The sequence below is a fragment of the Myxococcus sp. CA033 genome, assembly GCF_013336625.1.
GTDB lineage: Bacteria > Myxococcota > Myxococcia > Myxococcales > Myxococcaceae > Myxococcus > Myxococcus llanfairpwllgwyngyllgogerychwyrndrobwllllantysiliogogogochensis.
The window spans coordinates 104,277-126,017 of the sequence record NZ_JABUMU010000004.1 but is presented as its reverse complement, the minus strand read 5'-3'; the positions used below and the strand labels follow the sequence as shown (position 1 = coordinate 126,017).

17 protein-coding genes and 1 other RNA gene are annotated in these 21,741 nt (G+C 68.5%); 4 read left to right on the top strand and 14 right to left on the bottom strand.

The features are described 5' to 3' along the window. Positions 1–22 precede the first annotated feature (22 nt). The 5 genes from HUA78_RS13370 to ssrS form a co-directional block, all read right to left on the bottom strand. Positions 23–1,192 (bottom strand): EndoU domain-containing protein, encoded by a 1,170-nt coding sequence (locus HUA78_RS13370; RefSeq protein WP_174476430.1) that lies wholly within the window; start codon positions 1,190–1,192, stop codon positions 23–25. A gap of 97 nt (positions 1,193–1,289) precedes the next feature. Continuing rightward, the gene (gene tyrS, locus HUA78_RS13365; protein ID WP_174476429.1) at positions 1,290–2,552 is read right to left on the bottom strand and encodes a tyrosine--tRNA ligase; all 1,263 of its coding nucleotides are present in this window, start codon (positions 2,550–2,552) and stop codon (positions 1,290–1,292) included. A 57-nt stretch (positions 2,553–2,609) separates the two neighbouring features. Continuing rightward, positions 2,610–3,401, bottom strand: a complete 792-nt coding sequence (locus HUA78_RS13360; protein ID WP_141647041.1) for a TIGR00282 family metallophosphoesterase — start codon at positions 3,399–3,401, stop codon at positions 2,610–2,612. Next, entirely contained in the window at positions 3,398–4,024 is a 627-nt protein-coding gene (locus tag HUA78_RS13355; RefSeq protein WP_141647040.1) for a 5-formyltetrahydrofolate cyclo-ligase, read from the bottom strand. Before HUA78_RS13355 ends, HUA78_RS13360 begins: the two co-directional genes overlap by 4 nt. Positions 4,025–4,043: 19 nt before the next feature. Next, positions 4,044–4,238, bottom strand: a non-coding RNA gene (gene ssrS, locus HUA78_RS13350) — 6S RNA. Positions 4,239–4,434: 196 nt separating this feature from the next. On the opposite strand from ssrS, the gene HUA78_RS47690 reads away from it, so the two are divergent. The 3 genes from HUA78_RS47690 (at position 4,435) to HUA78_RS13335 (ending at position 6,682) form a co-directional block, all read left to right on the top strand. Then, positions 4,435–5,403, top strand: a complete 969-nt coding sequence (locus HUA78_RS47690) for a tetratricopeptide repeat protein (protein WP_174462345.1) — start codon at positions 4,435–4,437, stop codon at positions 5,401–5,403. Next, a complete protein-coding gene (locus HUA78_RS13340; protein WP_174476428.1) occupies positions 5,400–6,389 on the top strand; it encodes a serine/threonine-protein kinase in 990 nt (329 codons plus the stop codon). The genes HUA78_RS47690 and HUA78_RS13340 overlap by 4 nt, the downstream gene beginning before the upstream one ends. A 107-nt stretch (positions 6,390–6,496) precedes the next feature. After that, complete coding sequence (locus HUA78_RS13335; RefSeq protein WP_141647037.1) at positions 6,497–6,682, top strand: hypothetical protein; 186 nt, start codon at positions 6,497–6,499, stop codon at positions 6,680–6,682. On the opposite strand, the gene HUA78_RS13330 is transcribed toward HUA78_RS13335, so the two are convergent. From HUA78_RS13330 to HUA78_RS13295, 8 genes are all read right to left on the bottom strand, one after another. Beyond that, a complete protein-coding gene (locus tag HUA78_RS13330; protein WP_174476427.1) occupies positions 6,659–8,263 on the bottom strand; it encodes a right-handed parallel beta-helix repeat-containing protein in 1,605 nt (534 codons plus the stop codon). The two genes, HUA78_RS13335 and HUA78_RS13330, sit on opposite strands and share 24 nt — an antisense overlap. Positions 8,264–8,470: 207 nt before the next feature. Further along, on the bottom strand, positions 8,471–9,616 hold the full coding sequence (locus HUA78_RS13325; RefSeq protein ID WP_174476426.1) for a cysteine desulfurase family protein: 1,146 nt from the start codon (positions 9,614–9,616) through the stop codon (positions 8,471–8,473). Further along, entirely contained in the window at positions 9,613–10,734 is a 1,122-nt protein-coding gene (locus HUA78_RS13320; RefSeq protein WP_174467767.1) for a bifunctional oligoribonuclease/PAP phosphatase NrnA, read from the bottom strand. Before HUA78_RS13320 ends, HUA78_RS13325 begins: the two co-directional genes overlap by 4 nt. Before the next feature lie 176 nt (positions 10,735–10,910). Further along, the gene (locus HUA78_RS13315; protein ID WP_141647033.1) at positions 10,911–11,753 is read right to left on the bottom strand and encodes a Fic family protein; all 843 of its coding nucleotides are present in this window, start codon (positions 11,751–11,753) and stop codon (positions 10,911–10,913) included. Positions 11,754–11,870: 117 nt separating this feature from the next. Next, positions 11,871–13,208 (bottom strand): AAA family ATPase, encoded by a 1,338-nt coding sequence (locus tag HUA78_RS13310; RefSeq protein WP_141647032.1) that lies wholly within the window; start codon positions 13,206–13,208, stop codon positions 11,871–11,873. A 117-nt stretch (positions 13,209–13,325) separates the two neighbouring features. Next, positions 13,326–14,273, bottom strand: coding sequence for a branched-chain amino acid transaminase (locus HUA78_RS13305; protein WP_174476425.1), 948 nt, complete (start codon positions 14,271–14,273; stop codon positions 13,326–13,328). 95 nt (positions 14,274–14,368) lie between these two features. After that, complete coding sequence (locus HUA78_RS13300; protein ID WP_371745567.1) at positions 14,369–15,784, bottom strand: patatin-like phospholipase family protein; 1,416 nt, start codon at positions 15,782–15,784, stop codon at positions 14,369–14,371. Between the two features lie 97 nt (positions 15,785–15,881). Next, complete coding sequence (locus HUA78_RS13295; RefSeq protein WP_174455206.1) at positions 15,882–16,820, bottom strand: MoxR family ATPase; 939 nt, start codon at positions 16,818–16,820, stop codon at positions 15,882–15,884. A gap of 222 nt (positions 16,821–17,042) precedes the next feature. Between HUA78_RS13295 and HUA78_RS13290 the strand changes: the two genes are divergently transcribed. Beyond that, positions 17,043–17,237 carry a hypothetical protein gene (locus HUA78_RS13290; protein ID WP_246137619.1) on the top strand — a complete coding sequence of 65 codons (195 nt, stop codon included), beginning with the start codon at positions 17,043–17,045 and terminating at the stop codon, positions 17,235–17,237. 169 nt (positions 17,238–17,406) lie between these two features. Here HUA78_RS13290 and HUA78_RS13285 read toward each other — a convergent pair whose 3' ends face one another. Next, positions 17,407–21,654 carry a response regulator gene (locus HUA78_RS13285; RefSeq protein ID WP_174476423.1) on the bottom strand — a complete coding sequence of 1,416 codons (4,248 nt, stop codon included), beginning with the start codon at positions 21,652–21,654 and terminating at the stop codon, positions 17,407–17,409. Positions 21,655–21,741 lie beyond the last annotated feature (87 nt).

The window sequence follows — 21,741 nt, the reverse complement described above, 5'->3', positions numbered from 1 at the left end:
TCGCGGCCGAGGTGGGCCGGGCTCACTCGCCGCAGGTGGCGGCGTCGTCCGTGGGGTAGAGCGTGGCGATGCCGTAGGTGCCGTTGCGTGTGCCGCACCAGATCTGCCAGCGCGTGTCTCCCAGGTCCTTCGCTCCGTAGATGCCGCCTTCCTTCTTCGCGCCGTCGCGGGCGCAGCACCGCGCGAAGGCCCGTGTGCCAATCGACAGGATGCCCACCGCGTCCGGGGCCTCGGAGAAGCCGCCCATCCGCTTCTCCCCACAGGACCAGGGCGCGACGCCCTGGTAGCGGATGAGGTACTTGTCCTTGTTCTTGGCCACGCCCCCGCGCGCCGGGCCGCCGTAGCAGAGCTTTCCCTCGGACTCGAGCTGCGCATAGCGCGGCAGGAAGTGCAGTCCGCCGATGGGGCCCCTATCCCAGTCGTCTCCGCAGAACACGTGTGTGAAGGCGTTGCGCGGACCCGTGCTCACCCACAGGCTGGTCAGCCAGTCGATGTTCGGCTGACGCGTGCCCGGGCGTCCCGCCGCCGACAGGGCCTGCTGGATGCGCGGGTCGTCGTAGTAACGGGTGACGAAGCGCCGCACGTCGTTCGCGCTCACGCTCACATCCGGGCGCGCGGGGCACAGCGCCAGCACTTCCTTGTCCATCGCGGACAGCGTGGGGCGCTTGTCGAAGAGCGGCTTGCGGGAGCACGTCGTCGCACAGCCCGTGGCGGCCTTCCAAGTCACCGCCACCGTCGGGGGGGGAGCGCTCGCGGCCGGGGCGGCTCCTTCGTAGCGCGGGGCCGCGCCACTGGGCGCCGAGACGACGACGGCCACGGCTTGCTCCTCGTCCGACTCATCCGCGCGGGCCGCGAACAGCTGCTGCCGAGCCTGGGCGCGCTGGGCTGAGTCCGCACGGTCCGCGGCCGCCAGCACCGCGGCGCTCGGAGCCGCTTGCACCGCGGACTCCTGGGCGCCTTCGCACAGCACCCAGCCCTCGGTGGAGACACCCCGCAGCTTGCACCAGGATCGCCCGGGTCCGCCCTTCTTGAGCAGGGGGTACGTCGTCCCGGCCTCCACGGTGAAGACGACCTTGGATGACTCCGGCTGCTCCACCGCGTCCACGGAGACGTCGGACACGAACGCGCCGGGGCCCGCCAGGGCGGGGAGGGCGGTCAGCAGCAGGCCGAGGCTCAGGGCGGGAAAACGCATGGTGCGTGACTCTATCCCAATCCCACCCCGCCCCTCGACATGGGGGCGGGTGGGGTGGCTCCTCGGGCACCTGGGACGTCGGGGTGCCCCAGGGAATTCACACCAGCTTGACGCGCGCCGCCTTCAGCCTGCCGACCTGCACCGTGTACTCGCCGGCCCCCAGTTCCGCCTTGGCGTCCATCACCTTCTCGCCGTTCACCCGCACGCCACCCTGGGAAATCATCTTCCGCCCCTCGGTCGAGGAGGCCACCAGCTTCGCCTCGACCAGGATCTTCGTCACCGGCATTGTCGCCGCGCCGGCCAGGGAGCTCTCCACTTGCGGCAGGTCCTCCGCCGTCAGCTCCTTCTTCGCGAAGCGCTTCTCGAAGTCCTCCTCCGCCTTGCGCCCCGCCTCGGCGCCGTGGAAACGCGCCGTCATCTCCCGCGCGAAGCCCAGCTTGGCGACCTTCGGATGCACCTCGCCACTGGCGACCTTGGCCTGCAACTCGCCCAGCTCCTTGAGCGTCAGCGACGACAGGAGCTGGTAGTAGCGCCACATGAGGTCGTCGGTGATGCTCATCAGCTTGCCGAACATGGTGTCCGCCGGCTCGCTGACGCCCACGTAGTTGTCCAGGCTCTTGGACATCTTGTCGCCGACGATCTTCCCCTCGACGAGCTTCGCGCTGAGGCCCTCCAGGATGGGGCCCGTCATGATGACCTGCGGCGCCAGGTTCTCCTCGCGCATGAGCTGCCGGCCCACCAGGAGGTTGAAGAGCTGGTCCGTCGCGCCCAGCTCCACGTCCGACTTCAGCGCCACGGAGTCGAACCCCTGCAAGAGCGGGTAGAGCATCTCGTGGATGGCGATGGAGACGTTCTCCCGGAAGCGCTTCTTGAAGTCGTCCCGCTCCAGCATGCGCTGCAGCGAGTAGCGCGACGCCAGGCGAATCATCCCCTCGGTGCCGAGCTGGTCCAACCACTCGGAGTTGAAGCGCACCGTCGTCTTGGCCTCGTCCAGCACCTTGAAGACCTGCTGCTTGTACGTCTCCGCGTTGGCCTTCACCTCGTCGCGGGTGAGCGCGGGGCGCGTGGCGTTGCGGCCCGTGGGGTCGCCAATCAGCGCGGTGAAGTCACCGATGAGGAACACCACCGTGTGCCCGAAGTCCTGGAAGCGTCGCATGCGCGTGAGCAGCAGCGAGTGCCCCAGGTGCAGGTCCGGCCGGCTCGGGTCGAACCCCGCCTTGATGACCAGGGGCTTGCCCGAGTCATACGCGTACTTGAGCTTCTTCTTCAGGTCCTCGGGCGAGTGGAGATCCACCGTGCCTCGGGTGACTTCTTCGAACTGCTCCTCGGGGGTCGCCTTGCGCAGCGCGTCCGGATTCATGGGCGGCGGACCTTAGCCGAAAGTGGCGCCGCGCGAGCGGCCCTTCCACCGCGACTTTCAGGTGCCCGGAAGGTGGACTCGGACACGCTCGATGCTCTTGCCGCGTCCGGAGGCATCGTCGATGTCCACCACCACACCCTGGAGATAGACGAGCCGCTCGGCCACTTCATAGGGCGCGTTCTTCTGCCCCAGGAAGCGCGCCAGGGACTGCTCCTTCTTCATCCCAATGACTGAGTCCAGTGGGCCACACATGCCCACGTCGGTGATGAAGGCCGTGCCGCCGGGGAGGATGCGCTCATCCGCCGTCTGCACATGGGTGTGCGTCCCCACCACGACGGACACCCGCCCATCCAGGTGCGCCCCCATGGCGTTCTTCTCGCTGGAGGCCTCGCAGTGCATGTCCACGAGGATGCACGGCGTTCGCGCGCGCAGCTCCTCCACCAACCCCTGCACCACCTCGAAGGGGTTGTCGTGCGCGCGCATGAAGACGCGGCCCTCCAGGTTGATGACGCCCAGCGCGCGCCCGTCCTTGAGCGTCACCACGCCGTGCCCTCGTCCTGGAGTGTCCTTGGGGTAGTTCGCCGGCCGCAGCAGCTTGTCCGGATGGGCCGTCACCCAGGGGATGATGGCCTTCTTGGACCAGAAGTGATTGCCGCTGGTCAGCAGGTCAACGCCAGCGGCGAGCAGGGTGTCGGCCGTCTCCGGAGAGATGCCGGCACCCTGATCGCTGTTCTCAGCGTTGGCGATCGTCACGTCCACGCCATGGGTGGCCTTCAGGCGTGGCAGGAGCGCTCGGACGGCTTGAAGCCCCGGACGACCCACCACGTCTCCCATGAAGAGGACCTTCACGTATCCAGGAATTCCGGCTCGCGGAACAGGCCGCGGCAGGTCTCGGATTCCGTCACCACGAGGTCCATGTCCACGTCGTCCCCTGTCGTAGGCAGGATTTCGACGAGCTGATCACTGAAGGCCAGTCCCACCCGCCGACTGCGAGCACTGGCCGCGCGCAGGGTGGCGTCGTAGTAGCCGCCTCCGCGTCCCAGTCGCTTGCCGTCCCGCGTGAAGCCCAGACCCGGAACAACGAACAGGTCGATCTGGTCCACCGCGATCAGGTCCGAGGAGTTCGTCGGCTCCCGGACGCCCAGCCGGCCCGGTTCCAACTCCGCCTCCGACTTGATGGCCCGGAACGAGAGAATCCGCCCGTGCACATGGGACAGCGGGTAGCAGACGATCTTCTCGTCCTGCAACGCCGCGATGAGAATGTCCCGTGTCGGCACCTCGCCCCGGATGGGGGCGTACAACGCCACAGTCCTCGCTTTATGATAGTACTGCGTCGCCAGGAATCGAGACTGCACCTTGAGACCCCGCGTATCGATGAGGTCGGGCGTCATCGCCTTTCGGCGCGCCGTCAACTCATCCCGCAGCGTCTGCTTCCTCGCCGCCGCCGCCTCTTCCACCACCGTCTCGCTCACCGCCGCCGCTCCGCAGAAAAAGTCCCCCGCCGCATGGCCGTGTGCCCAGCGTCCATTGAACCCTAAAAGCCAGGTGGGGACCGAAATCATGCCTCCGCAGGCTTCCCTCATCCCTCGTGAGAGGGGAGGGCTTGCACATGGAAGCCGAAACGGACCCCGGAACGGACGTATCGGTTCGAATTTCCGCTGGGCATCACGCGCCCCGCAGGGGACAGCCCTTGAAACAAAGCTACAGTGCCACCAAGGCCTCGAAATAACTGAGAAATCTCGCGACCACCTTTTGAAATGATAAGGATGGGAAGCGGCGGGGTCAAGGCATCCTCGCGCGTTTACAAGCCAGCCACGGCCCCCCTATGATGGGAGCCCCCCACACCCCGCACATGCCGCCCTCGCTTCTAAACAAGGGACTCGTGACGGCTCTTTCCGTCACCTCCGGCCTCGCCTGGGCGGGCCCGAAGCTCGCAGGCCCCTATATGGGGGATACCTACGGGCAGGTGGACCTGCACATGGTGGGCGAGCGCCTGGTCGGCACGTCCGCCGGGTCCGGGGGCGGCTGCAAGTTCCCCGCGGGCACGGAGGTCCTCACCGGTGAGTTCCAGGGGAACGTCCTGGTGGCCACGGTGCAGGTGTGCCTGTCCGGGGTACCCGAGTGCGTGGGTGCCCGGAGCTTCCCGGTGCTGGCCGTCTACAACCCCCAGTCGTCGGTCATCACCGCGCGTTTCCGGCTGCCCGAGGGGTGCCACTCTCCGGGGCTGAAGGACTCGCAGCTGCTGCTGCGGGGCCTGGGCGGCGCGCCGGTGGAGGAGGGCGAGGAGGAGGGCGCCGCTTCTGGAGCGCAGGGGAGCGCGCCGGATGCCGCCACCGACGAGCCCGAGGAGGCCGTCGCCGCGGCGCCGAAGAGCCCCGAGGCGAAGGTCGCCGAGGCCCGCCCCCCCGTGGTGGCGACAAGTCCCGTGAGCATGGGCCTGCAGTTGCTCGCGGTGGGCAAGTGGGAGGTCGCCCGCTCGCGCTTCGAGGCAGCGCTCCTGGAGGATGCTCGCAACCTGGACGCGCTCGTGGGCATGGCCGGCTGCCATCTGGGGACGGGCAACTCCTCCAAGGCGCTGGAGTCGCTGAACCGGATCTCCTCGGTGCCCGCCGGGCGGCCGGATGTCTATGCGTGGCAGGCGTATGCGCATGACATGGCCGGCAACAAGAGCCGGGTTCCGTATCTGCTGCGCCGGGCGCTGGACCTGGGCTGGAAGCCCGAGGAGCCCAAGCCCTGGGAGGCCGCGCTGGTGAAGGCGCTGGCCGGTGACATCGAGCAGGCCAGGCAGGCGAAGAATCGAAAGCGCGCGCCGGGCCGCGAGTCGGCGGGAGCCGGAAGCACCAGCCCGTGAGTCAGACGCCCTCGCCCCCCAGGACCCAGCGGGTCTTCGGCCACTACGAGATTCTCTCCGTGCTGGGCAAGGGCGGCATGGCGGAGGTGTATCGCGCGCGGGTGTTGTCCGGCCCGCGTGAGGGCTGGACGGTGGCCCTCAAGCGGCTCTTGCCGGCGCTGACGGCGGATCCGGAGTCGGTGTCGCTGTTCTCGCGCGAGGCGCAGCTGTCCAAGCAGCTGCACCACCCGAACATCGTCACGGTGCTGGATGCAGGCGAGCTGGAGGGCATCTACTTCATCGTCATGGAGCTGGTGGATGGCCGGGACCTCGGTCAGATCCTCCGTCGCTGCAAGGTGCGCGGCATCCCCCTGCCGCTGGACTTCGCGGTGTACCTGGGCAAGGTGCTGCTGGAGGCGCTCGCGTACGCGCACGGCGCCACCGGGCCGCAGGGCGAGCCGCTGGGCATCGTCCACTGTGACGTGTCCCCGTCCAACCTCTTCATCTCCCGCGTGGGCGAAATCAAGCTGGGCGACTTCGGCGTCTCCCGCGTGCTCGTCGACGGCAAGCTCCAGGAGGGCGAGGTGCTGGGCAAGCCCTACTACCTGTCCCCGGAGTCGCTGCTCGGCGAGGTGAGCCCGGAGGCGGACCTGTGGGCGGCGACGGTGGTGTTGTACGAGCTGCTGACGCTGGAGCGTCCCTTCACCGGCACCACGCCGGACGAGGTGTTCCACGCCATCCGCTCGCGAAGCTACCGGCCGCTGCGGGAGCTGCGCCCGGACGTGCCGGAGGCGCTCGAGGACGTGGTGCGGCGCGCCTTCTCCGAGCGTCCCGAGGACCGCTTCCCCTCGGCCGAGTCCTTCGCCCAGGCGCTCGCGCCGCACTACGACGAGCGGGTGGGCACGCCGCTGGCCATCGCCGCCGTGGTGCGTGGCCTGTTCGGAGCCAGTGACGACGCAGCCGCGAGCACGCCGGTGCCCCCTTCCGGCACGTCGCGCGCGGAGTAGGGGAGCAGGCGCGCGCTCGCGCCGAGGCTCGCGGCCCCAGTCCCCTCTGGCCGAGGGGATGGAGATGCTTCCTTCCGAGCGTGCATGTCCGCACCCCGAGGATCGCCATGGCCACCCAGCCCCAGCCTCCGAAGCCCCAGCCCGAAGAGCCCGCCCCCGAGCGCAAGACACGCGAGGACCTTCCCCAGCGGCTTCCGCCCAAGCCCGATGAGCCGCGCGAGGACGGGATGCCAGGCTACGGCCAACCGGACGAAGACGTGCGTGAGAAGTCACTCCCCGAGCAGAACTGGTAGGGCGGTGGGGATGAACATGGGGAGCGGGAGGTCATCGGGGTCTCCCGGTGTGACTCGCACGGAGTGCTGTTCGAGTCCGTAGGGTGTGAGCCTGCCGTGCCAGGCCGCGAAGTCACCTTCGGACAGGAGTCCAAAGGCGCTGAAGATGCCGCTCGCTCCTTCGTAGCGGTTGCGGTCCAACCGCAGGCCGGGGCGGGACGTGTCGCGGCCCAGCTTCACGAAGCTGCGCATGTCCCTCAGGGTGTTGTCGAAGACGGTCAGGTCCGAGACGACGAAGGGCTCGTCCGCGGCCAGTCGCAGGCCCGAGTCCGCCGTGCGTTCGATGAGGTTGCCGAGCACACGCACTCCCTGCGCCCTCACGACGCGGATGCCCTGGCCGTTGTGCCGGTTCGCGAAGTTGTAGATGTCCGTCACCCTGTTGCCCTGCACCAGCACGTTGACGGGGTTGTCCACCGGGGACGTCCCGCCAATGGAGATGCCGCGGCCCGCCTGGAAGACGAGGTTGCCGACAATCTGGATGTTCGTCGCGTCCTCGTGGATCAACACCGCCTCGGCGGCGGAGGTCTTCTCCTGCCACGGGTAGCGCTCCAGGTTGGGGAAGCGGAAGAGGACGTTCTCGTAGATGGCGATGTCGTCACACGCCTTGACGTCGATGCCATTCTCGCCGCAGTCGTACATCTGGTTTCGCTCGATGAAGACGGTGGACGGCCTCGCTTCACTGGGCTGGCACTGCACGCCGTCGCCCGACGCATCGTGGATGGTGTTCTCCAGGATGAAAACCTCGCGCGAGGAGCCCTTCACCGCCACCCCGTGGGAGTCGAGGCCCGTCCTGGAGAAGTCGTGGATGGCGTTGCCGTCGACGAGCACGCGAGTCGCATCGCTGACGACGACCCCTCCGCCAGCCCGGCCGCCATGGAGCACGGAGTCGGTCAACTGCGAGCAGGTGGTGCTGTCCTCGAAGAGCGCGGCGAACGAGGGGCGCTCGAGCACGTCCACCTCCACGGACTGGACGATCCAATAGGGCTGGCTCAGCACCAGCAGGCTGCCCACGTCGGTCGTTGAAGGGACGATGCGAGGTCGGCGCGACGGCTCCCCCCTCAGGACGATGGGCGACGTGGCCGTTCCGGCGCGCGCCTTCAGTGGATTGATGGCGACCTGCTCGGGATACGTCCCTTCGCGAACCTGGATGACGTCGCCCGGCTGCGCCACCTTCACCGCCGCCATGATGGTGGGGAAGGGATTGTCCGAGGAGCCCAGCGGAGCCTCTGCATCCCGGGGCCCCGTGTTCGCGACGTACAGCGTGGGGCCCTGCGCGTCGGCCGCCGAGGGGCACTGGCTCCGGAACAACTCCTTCGCGTTGAGCGGTGTCATCTGCTCTTCCCACAGCGCCGGGTCGTCGCCAGCGGCGCTCGTGTCACCCCGAAGCGCGGTGACTCGAGTCGCACCCGTCTCCGTTCCAGGGCGCTGTGTGTCACCGGCCCCCAGCTCCGCCGAGCCCGGGCCACATGCGAGCGCGAGCCCGTACACGAGCACCGCGAACCGATTCCTCAGAAACCCCAGCCCCTTCGAACCCTGACCCATTTGCAGCCCCCCTGATTTGTCGGCAGTGGGGATGATGCTTTCCACCGGAGTCGCCTTCATCAAGCGCCCATGCCCCCAAGGGGGACGCGGCATTCACAGGAGGATGCTCGTGGTTCGGCGGGGATGGATATGCGTCAAGTGCGCCTGACGTACGTGGCGGCGTGCAAGGACGCGGGGCCACGCGCGTGCGTCGGGCGCGAAGAGGACCTAGCCCGCGAGGGCGCGAACCAGGGGCACGTGACGACGGAGTGCGTCGACGACGCGGCGCACATCGTCCTCGCGGGTGTCGGGCCCCAGGCTGAAGCGGAGGCTTCCGCGTGCCTGGACCGCTGACAGTCCCATGGCCCGGAGCACGTGCGAGGGCGTCAACGTCCCGGACGCGCAGGCAGCGCCCATCGACACGCAGACGCCATCCAGGTCGAGCGCGATGAGCAGCGCCTCGCCCTCCACGCCATCGAAGCGCAGGTTGCTCGTGTTGGGCACGCGGGCCACACCCGCGCCGTTCACCGTCACGCCCACCACCGACTCCAGCACCGCGCGCTCGAAGTCGTCGCGCAGCGCGCCGAGCCGGGCCGCCAGCGTCGCCTGCTCACCCGCGGCGAGTTCCAGCGCGAGCGCCAGGGCCTCCGCATACGGGATGTTCTGCGTCCCTCCGCGACGGCCCCCTTCCTGGTGTCCGGGGGTGAGGGCGCGCACGTCCACGCCCTTGCGCACCACCAGCACGCCCACGCCCGAGGGCCCGCCGAACTTGTGCGCCGACAACGACAGCAGATCCGCGTCCACCTCGCGCAGCGACAGCGGGAGCTTGCCCGCCGCCTGCACCGCGTCCGTGTGGAAGATCACGCCCTGCTTGCGGCACGCGCGGGCGACGGCCGCCACGGGCTGCACCACGCCCGTCTCGTTGTTGGCCCACATCAGCGAGCACAGCGCGGTGTCCGGCGTCAGCGCCGCGAGCAGGTCCTCCTCGCGCACGCGCCCATCCGGGCCTGGGGCGACTCGCACCACCTGCGCGCCTTCCCGCTCGAGCTGCGCCACCGCGCCCAGCAGGGCGGGGTGCTCCACCGCCGACGTCACCAGCCGACGTCGCTCCGGCGAGGGACGCGCATGCCACGCGCCCACCAGGGCCAGGGCATCCGCCTCGCTGCCCGAGGCCGTGAAGCAGACTTCCTTCGGCTCGCAGCCCAGCACGCGCGCCACCCGGGCTCTCGCGGCGTCCAGCCTGGCGCGGGCCTCGCGGCCGGCGGCGTGCACGCTGGAGGCATTGCCATGGCCACCGTGGACGAGGGCGTGCGCGAGCCCCGTCGCGACTTCCGGCCGGACAGGCGCGGCGGCGTTGTAGTCCCAGTAGATCACGAGTCCTGCGCGGAGAGCAGCGACACGGGACGTTCGTCCGAGACGCCGAAGGCCTCCAGGAAGCGACTCACCAGCTCACGCTTGAGCGCCTTGCGCTGCGCCGCCTTGCCCGACAGCGGCAGCCGCGCGCCGGCCATGCTGCCGTGGCCGCCGGAGGAGCCGCCGTAGTCCTCGAAGATTTCGCGGATGAGCCGGCCCGCGTTCATCCGCCGGTCCTTCACGCGCAGGCTGAAGTAGAGCTGGTTGCGGTACGTGCCGAAGGCCAGCGACCACTTCGTGCCCTCGAGGAACATCAGCCGCTCGGCGACCTCCGCCACCATGTCCGGGGAGTAGACCTCCTCCAGGTCGGTGACGATGGCGGTGCCGTAGACCTTCGCCCGCTCGAAAGCCGTGTGGTACAGCTGGAAGTAGCGCGCCGGCAGCTCGGGGTGTTCGATCTGCGCGAGCATCGACTTGTCCATGCGCGGGAACAGCCACAGGTAGCTGTCGATGTCCGTCTGCGTCGTCTCGCGGCCCAGGTCCCTCGTGTCCGCCTTGATGCCGTAGAACAGCGCGGTGGCCACTTCGACGGAGGGCTCCACGCGCGCGGCGCGCAGGTACTCCACCAGCATGGTGGACGTCGCGCCGAAGTCCCCGCCCACGTCCGCGAAGGGCGACGCCAGGCTCTCCTCGCGCAGCGGGTGATGGTCTACCACGAGGTGGGCCTCCAGCCGCACGGGCAGCGAGTGGTTGCCCACCTTGGGCTGCGTGTCCACCAACCCGAAGAGGTCGTACTCGTCGAAGTCGATCTGCGACACGTGGGAGATGGGCAGCCGCAGCACCTTCACGAAGGCGATGTTCTCCGCCCGGCCGATGATGCCCCCGTAGCCCACGTGGGCCTCCACGTCCGCTCGGCGCTCCAGCAGGTGGGCGAGCGCCACCGCGGCGGCCAGCGAGTCCGGGTCCGGGTTGTCGTGCGTGAGGATGAGCGCCTTGCGGTGCCCCTTGGCCACCTGGAGCAGCCGGTCCAGCTTGTCCCGGGCCGATAGCAGGGCCAGTCGCGGTGGCGGAGGCTCCGTCAGCTCGCCCCCGATGGTTCCCTGGGCACGGCGGCTGTTGAAGGACTGGGTCACGGGCATGGATGGTCTTCTTTACTTCCTCCGGCCTCGGGTTTCGAGATGCCGGATGTTGTCTCCTCGACATTGAGGGCGCGGTGTCACCCGCACATCAATGGTGCAAACGCCCCCCCCGACGTTCACGGAGGGGCGGAAGGCCGTGTGCCCGGACGCCTTCCTGCCCCCTTGAGGAGGTCCAACTAGTTGTTGATGGCCTTGTACTTGCGCCCGAGGTCCCTGAAGTACTTCACCCCGTTGTCGAGCGAGTTTTCCATGGCGTCCATCAGCACCGTGCGGAACTGCGCCACCGGGCCCCGGAAGCACTCGTAATAGCGCTGCCGGTCAATGGAGTGGATGACGGCGGGCATGTAGCCATTGCGCAGCAGGATGAGGTTGCTGCACATGCGCCCCACCTTCCCGCTGTGCTCGGTGAACGGGAAGATCTGCAGGAAGCTGTGCTGCACCGTGGCGGCCTGTTTGATGGGATGGAACTCGCGGAACTCGGCGCTGGCCGTGTAGTCCACGAGCTTCTCCAGCGCCGGTTGGATCTTCGCGGGCTGGTGGATGTCGTGGAAGTACGTGCGGTGCAGCGGCATGTCCTTGCGCAGCCCCGAGCGCTCGCGCTCCTTGGCGAGCTCCTTCTCCGTGCGCTCCCGTCGCTCCATGCGCGCTCGCTCGGCCAATGCCTCCGGGGTGTTCCCGAGGAAGAGGTCGTGCATCCGCTTGATGGTGGTGAGGGTGATCTGCGCCTGCTTCTTGGCGCCCGCGGCTTCCTCGCGAATGAAGTCGCAGACGGCCTTGTGATTGCGAATCTCGAGCACCACCGGAATCATGGAGGCCTCGGCGCTCGCGCGACTGGGGAACAGCGCGGCCTTCAGTTCCTGGTGGGTGTAGACCACGCCTTCCAGTGCGGCGTCGTGGTAGATCCACGACATCTCGAACTGTTCGAGGAAGTCACGCGCTGGCTGCTTGTCCTTGTAGATGTCGAGGTACTCGCGCAGCGCCTCGTTCTTCTCGTCGATGTCCTGGTAGCGTTCCTTCACGGACTGCGGCTCCTTCTTGCGTCGTATCCCCGCGGGGCGGAGACCGAAGCGTGCGGCCGAGCGATACAACGGCATGCGGATTCTAGAAATTCCGCACGGTTGTAACAACGAAATCCACTAGAGATTGACGAGGAAGACCTCGCACGCCTGGTCGAGCAGGTCCTTGGACAGGGCCGGCGGTATCTGCCGGTACCGGGCCGCGTCCTTGATGAGCCCCACCAAATCGCGGGGATGGCACGCGCGAAGCTGCATCGTCCTGGGCTTGTAATAGTGCTCGACGAGGTACGTGACGGCCTGGTCCACATAGGGAATTCCCGCCGCCTCGCACACCCGGCGGAAGATCTCCCGATAGGACTCCTCGTCGGGATTGGTGACCTCGATTTTGTACTTGATGCGGCGCAGGAACGCCTCGTCCACCAACTCCTTGGGGTCCAAATTCGTGGAAAAGACGAGAAGCTGATCAAATGGGATTTCGAACTTCTTGCCGGTATGGAGGGTGAGGAAGTCCACCCGCTTTTCCAGGGGAACGATCCACCGGTTGAGAAGGTCTGTGGGGTGGACTTTCTGGCGGCCGAAGTCGTCGATGAGGAGCATGCCGCCGTTGGCCTTCACCTGGAACGGGGCTTCGTAGAAGCGGGTGCTCTCCGAGTAGATGAGGTCCAGGGTCTCCAGCGTGAGTTCGCCACCGACGACGACGGCGGGCCGGCGGCAGAGCATCCACCGGTTGTCCATCTCGAAGCTCTGACGGCGGCCGGACGCATCGCCGCCCATCTCCAGCGAGACGGGCGTGTGGATGAGGTGGTCATGCACCTGGATGATCTGATTGCCGATCTCCAGGCAGTGCGGCACGTAGACCTCGCCGCCGAACATGTGGGAGACGGCCTCCGCGAGGCTCGTCTTGCCGTTGCCCGGGGGGCCGTAGAGGAAGAGCGAGCGCCCGGAGTTCACCGCGGGGCCCAGCTTGTCCATCAGCTCGGCGGGGACGGTGAGGTGGCTGAGCGCCATCACCAGCTCCTCCTGGCTGACGACGGGCGTCTCCTCCGTCTGGCTGGTGATGAGCGCGTTGTACTGCTCAATGGGCACGGGGGCGGGGCCCACGTACGTGGTGCGGGTGAGCGCGTCGCGGGCGTACTCGCGGCCCTTCTCCGTGAGGATGAACTCCACGGACGCGCGGCCGAAGCCCTTGCCGCCGCGCAGGTCCACCAGCTTCTCCGTGGCGAGGAAGTCCACCACGTGCTCGATGACGCCCGACCATGGAAGGCGCATCTCGGCCGCGATGACCATGCCGGTGCCGGTGCCGGTGTAATAGAGGAACTTCAGCGCGATGTCCGCGAGCAGTCCCATCTTGAGCCCCGTCTCCTCCACCGACTTCGGCTCCGCGGGAGCGATGTCGAGGATGGAAGGGTTCTCAAGCTTGAACGGATTGTCGTCGTAGGCGTGTCCGGCGGGTGCCATCGGGCCCCTTTCTAGCCCAAACCCGCGTTGGGAGGGCAGAAGGGATGATTCCCGGGGTCTGGGGGCAGGGAGGCAGGCTCCCTACCCCGGACGGCGCCGGAGGCCTGGCGCCGGGGGTCAGACGTAGGTGAGCCACTCGGCGTAGCGCGGCTCCATGCCCCGGACCGTGCGGAAGTACATGTCCTGCACGAAGGTACCGATGGGGCCGGGCTTGCCGGTCCCGACGGTGCGGTCGTCCACCTCGCGCACGGGGGTGATTTCCGCGGCGGTGCCGGTGAAGAAGATCTCGTTGCAGATGTAGAGCGCGTCGCGGGTGAAGGTCACCTCATCCACGGTGCGACCGCTGTCGCGGAGAATCTTGAGGACGGTGTCGCGGGTGATGCCGTCGAGGATGGGCGAGGACAAGGGTGGGGTCTTGATGACGCCCTTCTTGTTCACCATGAAGATGTTCTCCCCGGACGCCTCGGCCACGAAGCCGCTGATGTCCAGGAGGATGGCCTCGTCGTAGCCCGCCAGCACCACCTCGCGCTTGGCGAGGATGGAGTTGACGTACTGGCCGGAAATCTTGCCGCGCACCATGTTCACGTTGACGTGCAGGCGCGTGAAGGAGCTGACCTTGGCGCGGATGCCCTCGCGGATGCCCTTGTCGCCCAGGTACGCGCCCCAATCCCACGCCGTCACGGCCACGCGGGTGGGGTTCACCGCGCCCAGGCCCATGGCGCCATCGCCCATGAAGGCCACCGGCCGCAGGTACGCGCCGTTGGCGAACAGGTCCTTCTGCTTGCGCAGCAGGTCCAGGCACGCCTCGACGAGCTCGTCCTCGGTGTACGGCATCTTCAACATGCAGATGTGCGCCGAGTCGAGCAGCCGCTGGATGTGCTCGCGCAGGCGGAACACCGCCAGCTGGCCATCATGCGTCTTGTACGCGCGGATGCCCTCGAAGACGCCGAGCCCGTAGTGCAGCGCATGCGTCATCACATGCACGTGGCCCTCGTCCCATTTCACCAATTTGCCGTCGAGCCATATCTGGTCGGCACGCAAAACACTGGTCGAGGTCGAGCTCATGCGGGGGTTCCTTCGGCCTGTAAGAAGTGGGACTGCCCGGCCCTTCTAGCCACTGGACCCTATGAGGTCAAAGCGTGAAAGCCGTTTCAGGGAAATCAGAGCACGTGTGGCAGTGGGGCCAGCATGCGTCGCAAGAAGGGCAGGTCCTCGGCGAGCGCCTTTCGGCCGTAGTGGAGCGCCTTGGACGCGAGTTCCACGGAGGGCACGACATCCAGCGGTGACAGCGTGCGGGAGAAGCGCTTGATGTGATGGGCGTAGGGCAGGTTGGGGGCCACCGTCATCGCGGCCAGGCGCTGGAGGGGGAGCCAGAAGGGCGTGGCGAGTCGGGGCGCGAAGCCGTCCAGCGCGAGGATGAGGGTGTTGCGCGTGCCGATGCGTCCTCGCGCGACGGCCTTCCACGCGGCCTTCGCGGGGAGGTTGTCGACGAGGCCCCCGTCGATGAGTCTCGCCACGCCGTGGTGCGCGAGCAGGTCATCGAGCAGCGAGTGCATGCGAGGGTCCTCGCGCAGCACGTCGTAGTGGATGACGCCGGGCAGCGCGGAGGAGAAGCCCGCGGCGTCGAGCGCGTCGAATTCGCCGGTGGAGTCGTCCGAGCCCAGGTGCAGGCGCACGGTGATTTCGGGGCGGGTGAACAGCTCCGCCATGGCGCCCATGGCGGCCTGGATGCGGCGCGCCACGCCCGCGGGGTTGAGCAGGCCCAGGGGACTGGTGCCCATCAGGCGCTCGTAATACTCGAGCGGGCGGGGAAGCATGCCTCGGCGGATGCCGCCCACGGAGATGAGCGTGGGCACTGGCAGGTCCTTGAGGCGCAAGCCGCTGCCCTCGGGGCCCGCGCCGAAGAAACGTCCCAGGCCCGCGCGCAGGAACAGGCGCAGCGCCGCGGGCAGACCGTAGCGGCTCTCCGTGGAGATGAAGCGGAAGAGCTTCCGGAAGGACAGCCCCCGGACGATGTTGATCATCTCAGTGGGGTCGAAGAGAGCCATGCGCGAGCGCATGATGGCGAGGATGGCGCCCATGGACGCGCCCGCGAGCAGCTTCGGCTCCAGGCCGTGCTCGGCCAGCAGGCTCATCACGCCCAGGTACACGAAGGCGGTGCCGCCTCCGCCCCCCGTCACCATCACCAGTTCCTTGTGACGCAGCTCGCGGTCCAACGCCTCCGGAGGGACACGCCCTCGCAGCCGGGCCACCACGCCGTCACGCGCCTTCGCGGCGTGCTCGCGCAAGTCCCTCACGTGGGGCACCAGCCTGTCTCGCGTCGGAGGCCGGAGCCCACCGAGCACGGGCGTGAGCCGGCGCTCCACTTCCTCGCGGAACGGCGTGAGCAGGGCGCCCACACCCACGTCCAGCCCCCCGTGTTGGACCTTGTAGAGCCGCGCGAGTGACAGCGCGGTGCGCAGCACGGCCTCCTCGCGCTCGTCGAGCAGGCCAGGCGTCGCCAGGGACGCGCGCACGAGGGAGAGCTCCAGCTCCTCGAGCGGCCGGGTGATCTGGAAGCGTTCCTTCAGGAGCACAAGTGAGCCAGGGCCTCGGTGGGCGCGAGCCCCGAGCATACACCGTCTGTCGGACACCCTCCCGCCGCCCCCGGGAGGGCGGGCGTCATGAAGGGCTTCACGCCTGGGCGATCTGCGGCAGGTTGGCGCGGGCCTTCTCGATGTCGCCCTCGTACTTGAGGACGAGATTGAGCGTGGAGGCCACGACGTCCGAGGTGAGCTGCTCCGCGTTGAGCAGCACCAGGCTCTGCGCCCAGTCCAGCGTCTCGCTGATGGAGGGCGCCTTCTTCAAGTCCAGGGCGCGGATGGCGGCGACGGCTTCCACCACCTGTTCGGCCAGCATCTGCGGCACGTGGGGCAGCCGCGAGCGGACGATGCGCAGCTCCCGCTCCCGGTCCGGGAAGTCGATGTGCAGGTGCAGGCAACGGCGCTTGAGCGCGTCGGACAGCTCGCGCGCGTTGTTGGACGTCAGCAGCACGCGGGGGATGTGCTTGGCGTGGAAGGTGCCCAGCTCGGGGATGGTGACGGCGTTGTCGGAGAGGACCTCCAGCAGGAAGGCCTCGAACTCCGGGTCCGCCTTGTCGATTTCATCCACCAGCAGCAGGGCGGGGCGCTCGGAGAGCTGGGCGCGGAGGATGGGGCGCGGCAGGAGGAAGCGCTCGGAGAAGAAGACGGCGTCGCTCGAGGCCAGCCGGTCCGCCGCCTCCGACAGCGTGGAGGTGCCCTGCACCATCTCCCCAATCTTGTCCTTGAGGAGCTGGGTGTAGAGCAGCTGCTTGGCGTACTCCCACTCATAGAGGGCCTTGGCCTCGTCCAGCCCCTCGTAGCACTGGAGGCGGATGAGCTCGCGGCCCAGCGCCGTGGCCATGGCCCGCGCCAGCTCCGTCTTGCCCACACCCGCGGGGCCTTCGACGAGGATGGGCTTGTCCATCCGGTCCGCCAGGAAGGCCGCCGTGGCGATCTCCGGGGAGGGCAGGTATCCCACCTGCTCCAGGTGTTTCTCCGCGTCCGCCACGCTGGTGAAGGTGCGGATCTCTGCCGTCGAAGGGGTGCTCACCCGGTGGAACTTAACCGACGCCCCCCAGGCGACTGCGGCAAAAATGCCAGGGTCCGTGGCCTTCGTCCCCAACCTTCCTGCCTCGCTGCCCTCCAACCCTGCGGAAAAACGTGGGGAAATTATTTGCGCACCGTGGGCACACGTCGTGCATCTCTATGGCGCAACTCACGAAGGAAAGCAGCGAGGTCCGTGGTCATGGTGTGGGCGTGGATGAGGATGGTGATGGCGCTGGCAATCATCCTGTTGCCGGGTGGTTTCCCCCTGCTGCTGTCGTACATCGCCGTGCGGACGCTGGTGAGCCGCTGGCGTGAGGCGCAGATGCAGGCGCACAGCGTCGGGCGTGAGGCTTCCCTCCGCGACGTCCTCGCCAGCCTGCACTTCAAGGAACTGGTGCGCGACGCGCGCGCCGCCCTCTGAGTTTTCCGCCTCGGTAGGGCATGGATGTCGCGGCCCGAAGGCTCGCGACACCGCCTGAGGCTCCCCGGCCCCCGTGCCGGTTTCCCGGCGGGTGCCGGAACTCCAGACAGCGCGAGGTAGGGATTTCCGGCGAGGGCCGCCACCGTGGCGGCGGCCCCCGGGCAGCGAGCTACTTGTCGAGCTCGTCCACCAGCGCCGTCCAGTCGTCATCCTCTTTCACCCCACCGACGGGGAGCTGCACGAGCATGGTGCGGTCGGTGGGCTCCGACTCCTCGCCACCCAGCGGCGTGGCCGCGGAGGCGGGGGCGGGGGCGGCCTTCTTCGCGGCGGCGGGCTTCGCGGCGGCCTTGGCGGCCTTCGCGGGAGCAGCCGCGGCGGGAGCGGCCGCGGCGGGGATGATCTGATTGAGCTGCGTGCGCAGGGCGAGCTGTTCGTCGTCGTCCGAGGGAGCCGCGGCCTTGGCGGCCTTGCCCGCGACCGGGGCAGGGGTGGCGGGTGACTTGCTCTTGAAGCGGGCCAGCTCCAGCTCCGCGACCTTGAGCGCCTTGCTCTTCTCCTGCACGGACTGCTGCAGGCGCGTCACCTCTTGCGTCTTGATGGCTTCGCGACGCTCCAGCTCGGCCTTCTGCTTGGCGCCCAGTTCATCGATTTCGCGCAGCTGCCGCGCCTCCAGGTCCTTGCGCTCCTTCTGGGCGGTGGCCAGTCGGGCGGCGGCCTCGTTGGCCTTGCCCTCGGCGGCGGACACCTTCGCGACCAGGTCCTTCTCCGCGCGGGCCTTGGCGCCCTGGGCGTTCTCCAGCGCCAGCTCCAGGTCCTGCACCTTCTTGGTGCGGGTGGCGAGCTGACCCTGCATGTCCTTGGCCTTCGCGTCGGCGTCGGCGGCCTTCGCCTGGGCCTCCTGCGTGAGCTGCGCGACGCGCTGCTCGGCCTTGGCCAGCTTCGCCGCCAGCTCGTCGGAGGCTCGCTTGGCCTCGGCGCGCTCCTGCTGCGCCTGCTGGGCCTGCTGCTGGAGCCGGGCCTCGGACTGCTGGAGCTGACCGGAGACGCCGTCGCGCTCCTGCACCAGCTTCTGGTGCTGGGCACCCGCCGCGCGCAGCTGCTCCTCGCGCTCGCCGAGCGTCTTCTTCGCCAGCTCGAACTGGTTGTTGAGCCCGGCCATCTGCTGGCCGAGTCCGTCCGCGTGGCGCTTGGCGTCGGCGGCCTGCGTCTGGAGCTTGGTCTCCAGCGCCTTGAGCTGCTCGGTGCGGGTGGCGACCTCGCGGTTGAGCACCTCGGCCTGACGCATCTTCTCCTGCGTCACCTGGGTGAGCTTGCGCAGCGTGTCCGAGAGCTCCTTGCCCTTGGTGGCCAGGTCGTTCTGGAGCAGCTCCTCGCGGCGCTGGGACTCCTCGGTGAGCGCGTCCAGCCGCTCCTTGAGGTTGGCCCGCGTGTCCTCGACCTGAGCGAGATGGGACGACAGCTGGGTGACTTCCGCCACCCGAGCGCCCAGCTCGTGCTTGGTGATGGTGAGCTGTTCGCCCAGCTCCTCCACCTGGTTGCGCGCGTCGTTGAGCTCCGCCTCCAGCGCGGACTGGGCGCTGGCCGCCTGCTGACGACTGGTCGTGTGCGCCTGCTGCTCACGGGACAGCGCATCGCTCGTGGCGGCGAGCTGTCCCTGCACCTGCTCGAGCGACTGGCTGGTGGCCTCCAGCTCCGAGCGCAGTCCGTCGCGCTCGCTGGTGAGGTCCTCGATGTTCGCGCTCGTCTCGGCGGCGAGCTTCTCGTGCGCGGCCCGCTCCGCCTCGTAGTTGCCCAGCGTCTCCGCGAGCTCTCCGCGCAGATGGCCAATCTGGCCGGTGAGCAGCTGCTCCAGCGCGTCCTTGGCCTCGCCCAGGGCCTGCAGCTCGGCGATGCGCTGATCCCGCTCGCCGGTGGTCCTCGCCAGCGCGGCTTGCGTCGTCTGCAGCGCCCCGTGGGTCTCGTCCAGCTCGACCTTGAGGGCGTCGCGGTGCGCGGTGGTGGTGCCCAGCTCGTCGCGCGTCTCCTCCAGCGTGTTCTGCGTCTGGGTGAGCGCCTGGGTGGTGGCCTCCAGCTCGCCGCGAGTCTCCGCCAGCGAGCCTTCCGTCTGGGCCAGCGTGCCTTGCGTGTCCGCGAGCTGTTGCTCGGTGCGAGCCAGCGTGTCCTGGGTCTGCGCGAGCGTCTGGCTGGTGGCCTCCAGCTCGCCGCGCGTGGTGGACAGCGCCTCTTCCGTCTGGGCCAGCCGCGTCTGCGTCTCGCTCAGCGTCTGGCTGGTGGCCTCCAGCTCGCCGCGAGTCTCGGAGAGCGTCTGCTCCGTGCTCGCCAGGGTGTTCTGCGTGTCCGCGAGCTGCTGCTCGGTGCGAGCCAGCGTGTCCTGCGTCTGCGAGAGCGTCTGGCTGGTGGCCTCCAGGTCTCCCGTCAGTTCGGAGATGCGCTGATCCCTCGCCGCGACGTCACCCTGGAGCCCCTCGATGGTGGACTCGCGCTGGGCGACGGTGTCCTCCAGCGATGCGACGCGCGCCTGGAGCTGCTCGCCAAGGCGCTGCGATTCCTCGAGCTGCGAGGTGAGGGCCTGGATCTGCCCGGTGAGGTCGGCTTCCTGCTCGGCCTTCGCCGCGCGCACGTCCTCGAGCTGCCGGGTGAGGTCTTCCTCCAGCGCGTCCTTGGCGATCTGCAGCGCCTCGAGACGGCCGGTGAGGTCCTCTTCCAGCGCGTTCTTCGCGTCGGTGAGTGCCTGGAGTTCGCCAGACAGCTCGGCTTCGCGGTCGGCCAGGTGCGCCTTGACGGCCTCGACCTCGCCCTCCAGCTCGCCGATGCGCTCCAGCTGCTGCTGGATGCTGGAGTTGAGGTCCGCCTCGGTGCGCTCGTTGTGAGCGATGGTCTCCGCCAGCTCGCGGTCCAGGGAGGAGATCTTCGCGTCGCGATCCTCGACGCGCTGATTGAGCTCCGTCTCCTGGGCGTCCTTGTCCATCCGGAGCTGTTCGCGCTCGCTCGTGGTGCGCGCGAGATCGGACTCCAGATCCGCCACCTGCTGGCTGAGCCGCGCCTCGAGCGCGTCGCGCTCCGCGTTCAGCCGGATGATCTCCGCGTCGCCCCGGGCGCCGTGCTCCTCGGCGGAGGCGGCTCGGGTCTCCAGGCCGCGGACGGTGGTGTCGCGCTCCTGCTCCGTCTGCTGCAGCCGCTCCTGGAGGGCCTGAATCTCCCCGTCCAGCTCGGCGTAGCGCTGATCCCTCTCGCTGACGGTGCGGCCCAGCTCCGACTCGAAGTCGTCACCGCGCTTGCCCAGCTGGGCGATCTCCGCCTCGTTCGCGCGGACGGTGTCATGGAGCTTCTGCTCCTTGACCTCGAACTCCAGCGTGACGACGTTGTGGAGCTTCTCCAGCTTGTCGTACTCGGCTCGGAGGTGCTCCAGGTCGGTGCCACGCCGCGCGACTTCGTCCTCGCGGTTGTGGACCTCCTTGCGCAGCAGGTTGATGTCCTTCTCCTTGGAGGCGACGACCTCGATGAGGTCCTTCTCCGAGGAGAACTTCTGGAGCAGCAGATCATCGACGGTGGCGCCGTGCTCGCGTTCCTTCTGGAGCATGGCCTGCTGCGCCTCGTTGAAGCGGCGCAACAGGTCGTCGACCTGCATCTTGAGGCCCTGCAGCTCCACGTCTTTCTCGTGGAGCCGGTCCTCGCCGGACAGGAGTTCGCGCTCGCGCACGCTCCAGATTTCGGAGAGGCGGGCGAGCTGGGCCTCGCGCGTCTTCAGCTCGTCGCGGAGGATCTGGATCTTCCCCTCCGGCGTGCCCATCAGCTCGCGGCGCGGAGGTGGGCGCTTGAGCTGGCGCGACTCCGCCAGCAGCTCCGCCTTGCGGTCGGCGATGGATTGGAACGCGCGGTCGAGGAACGCGCGGTCCTCTTCCGTCATCGCGCTGCGGCGCTCGCGCTTGGGAAGCTTGGGCGGACCGCCCGGACTGGTGCGGATGGCCGGCATCGGAGGCGGGGCCTCGCGAGGGCCGTTGCCTGAGAGCGCCGCGTCAAGGGACGCGTCGGACTCATCCGTCCCCGGGGGGACGATGCCCGTGCTCAGCGACGCCAGCTCCCCCATTTCAAAGGGGATGACGAGGTAGCCGTCCGCGGCGCCCGGCGTCTGCCGGTGCTGCGTGAGACCTTCAACTCCCGTGTCGGAGGACAGGAGCAGGACCTTGAGATTCTGGCCCCACTTGCCCTTCTTGATCTGCCCGCACAGCGTGAACCCGGATTGATCCGGCAGCTCGGCTCGGAGGACGACGAGATCCGGCCGGCGCTTCTCCAGCTCGCGCTGCGCATCCGTGGCAGTCGCCGCCATGGCGGTCTGGTAACCCGCGCTCTTGAGCACGGTCGCCATGCTGAGGGCGAAGTCGTTTTGGCTTTCAACGATGAGGACGCGGCGCTCCATGAAGCCCTTTCACCCGTAAAAAGTGCAGTGAAAACCGCAACATCCTACTGGGCGGGCGTGAAGCTTGGAAAGTTTCCGGAGGGTGCT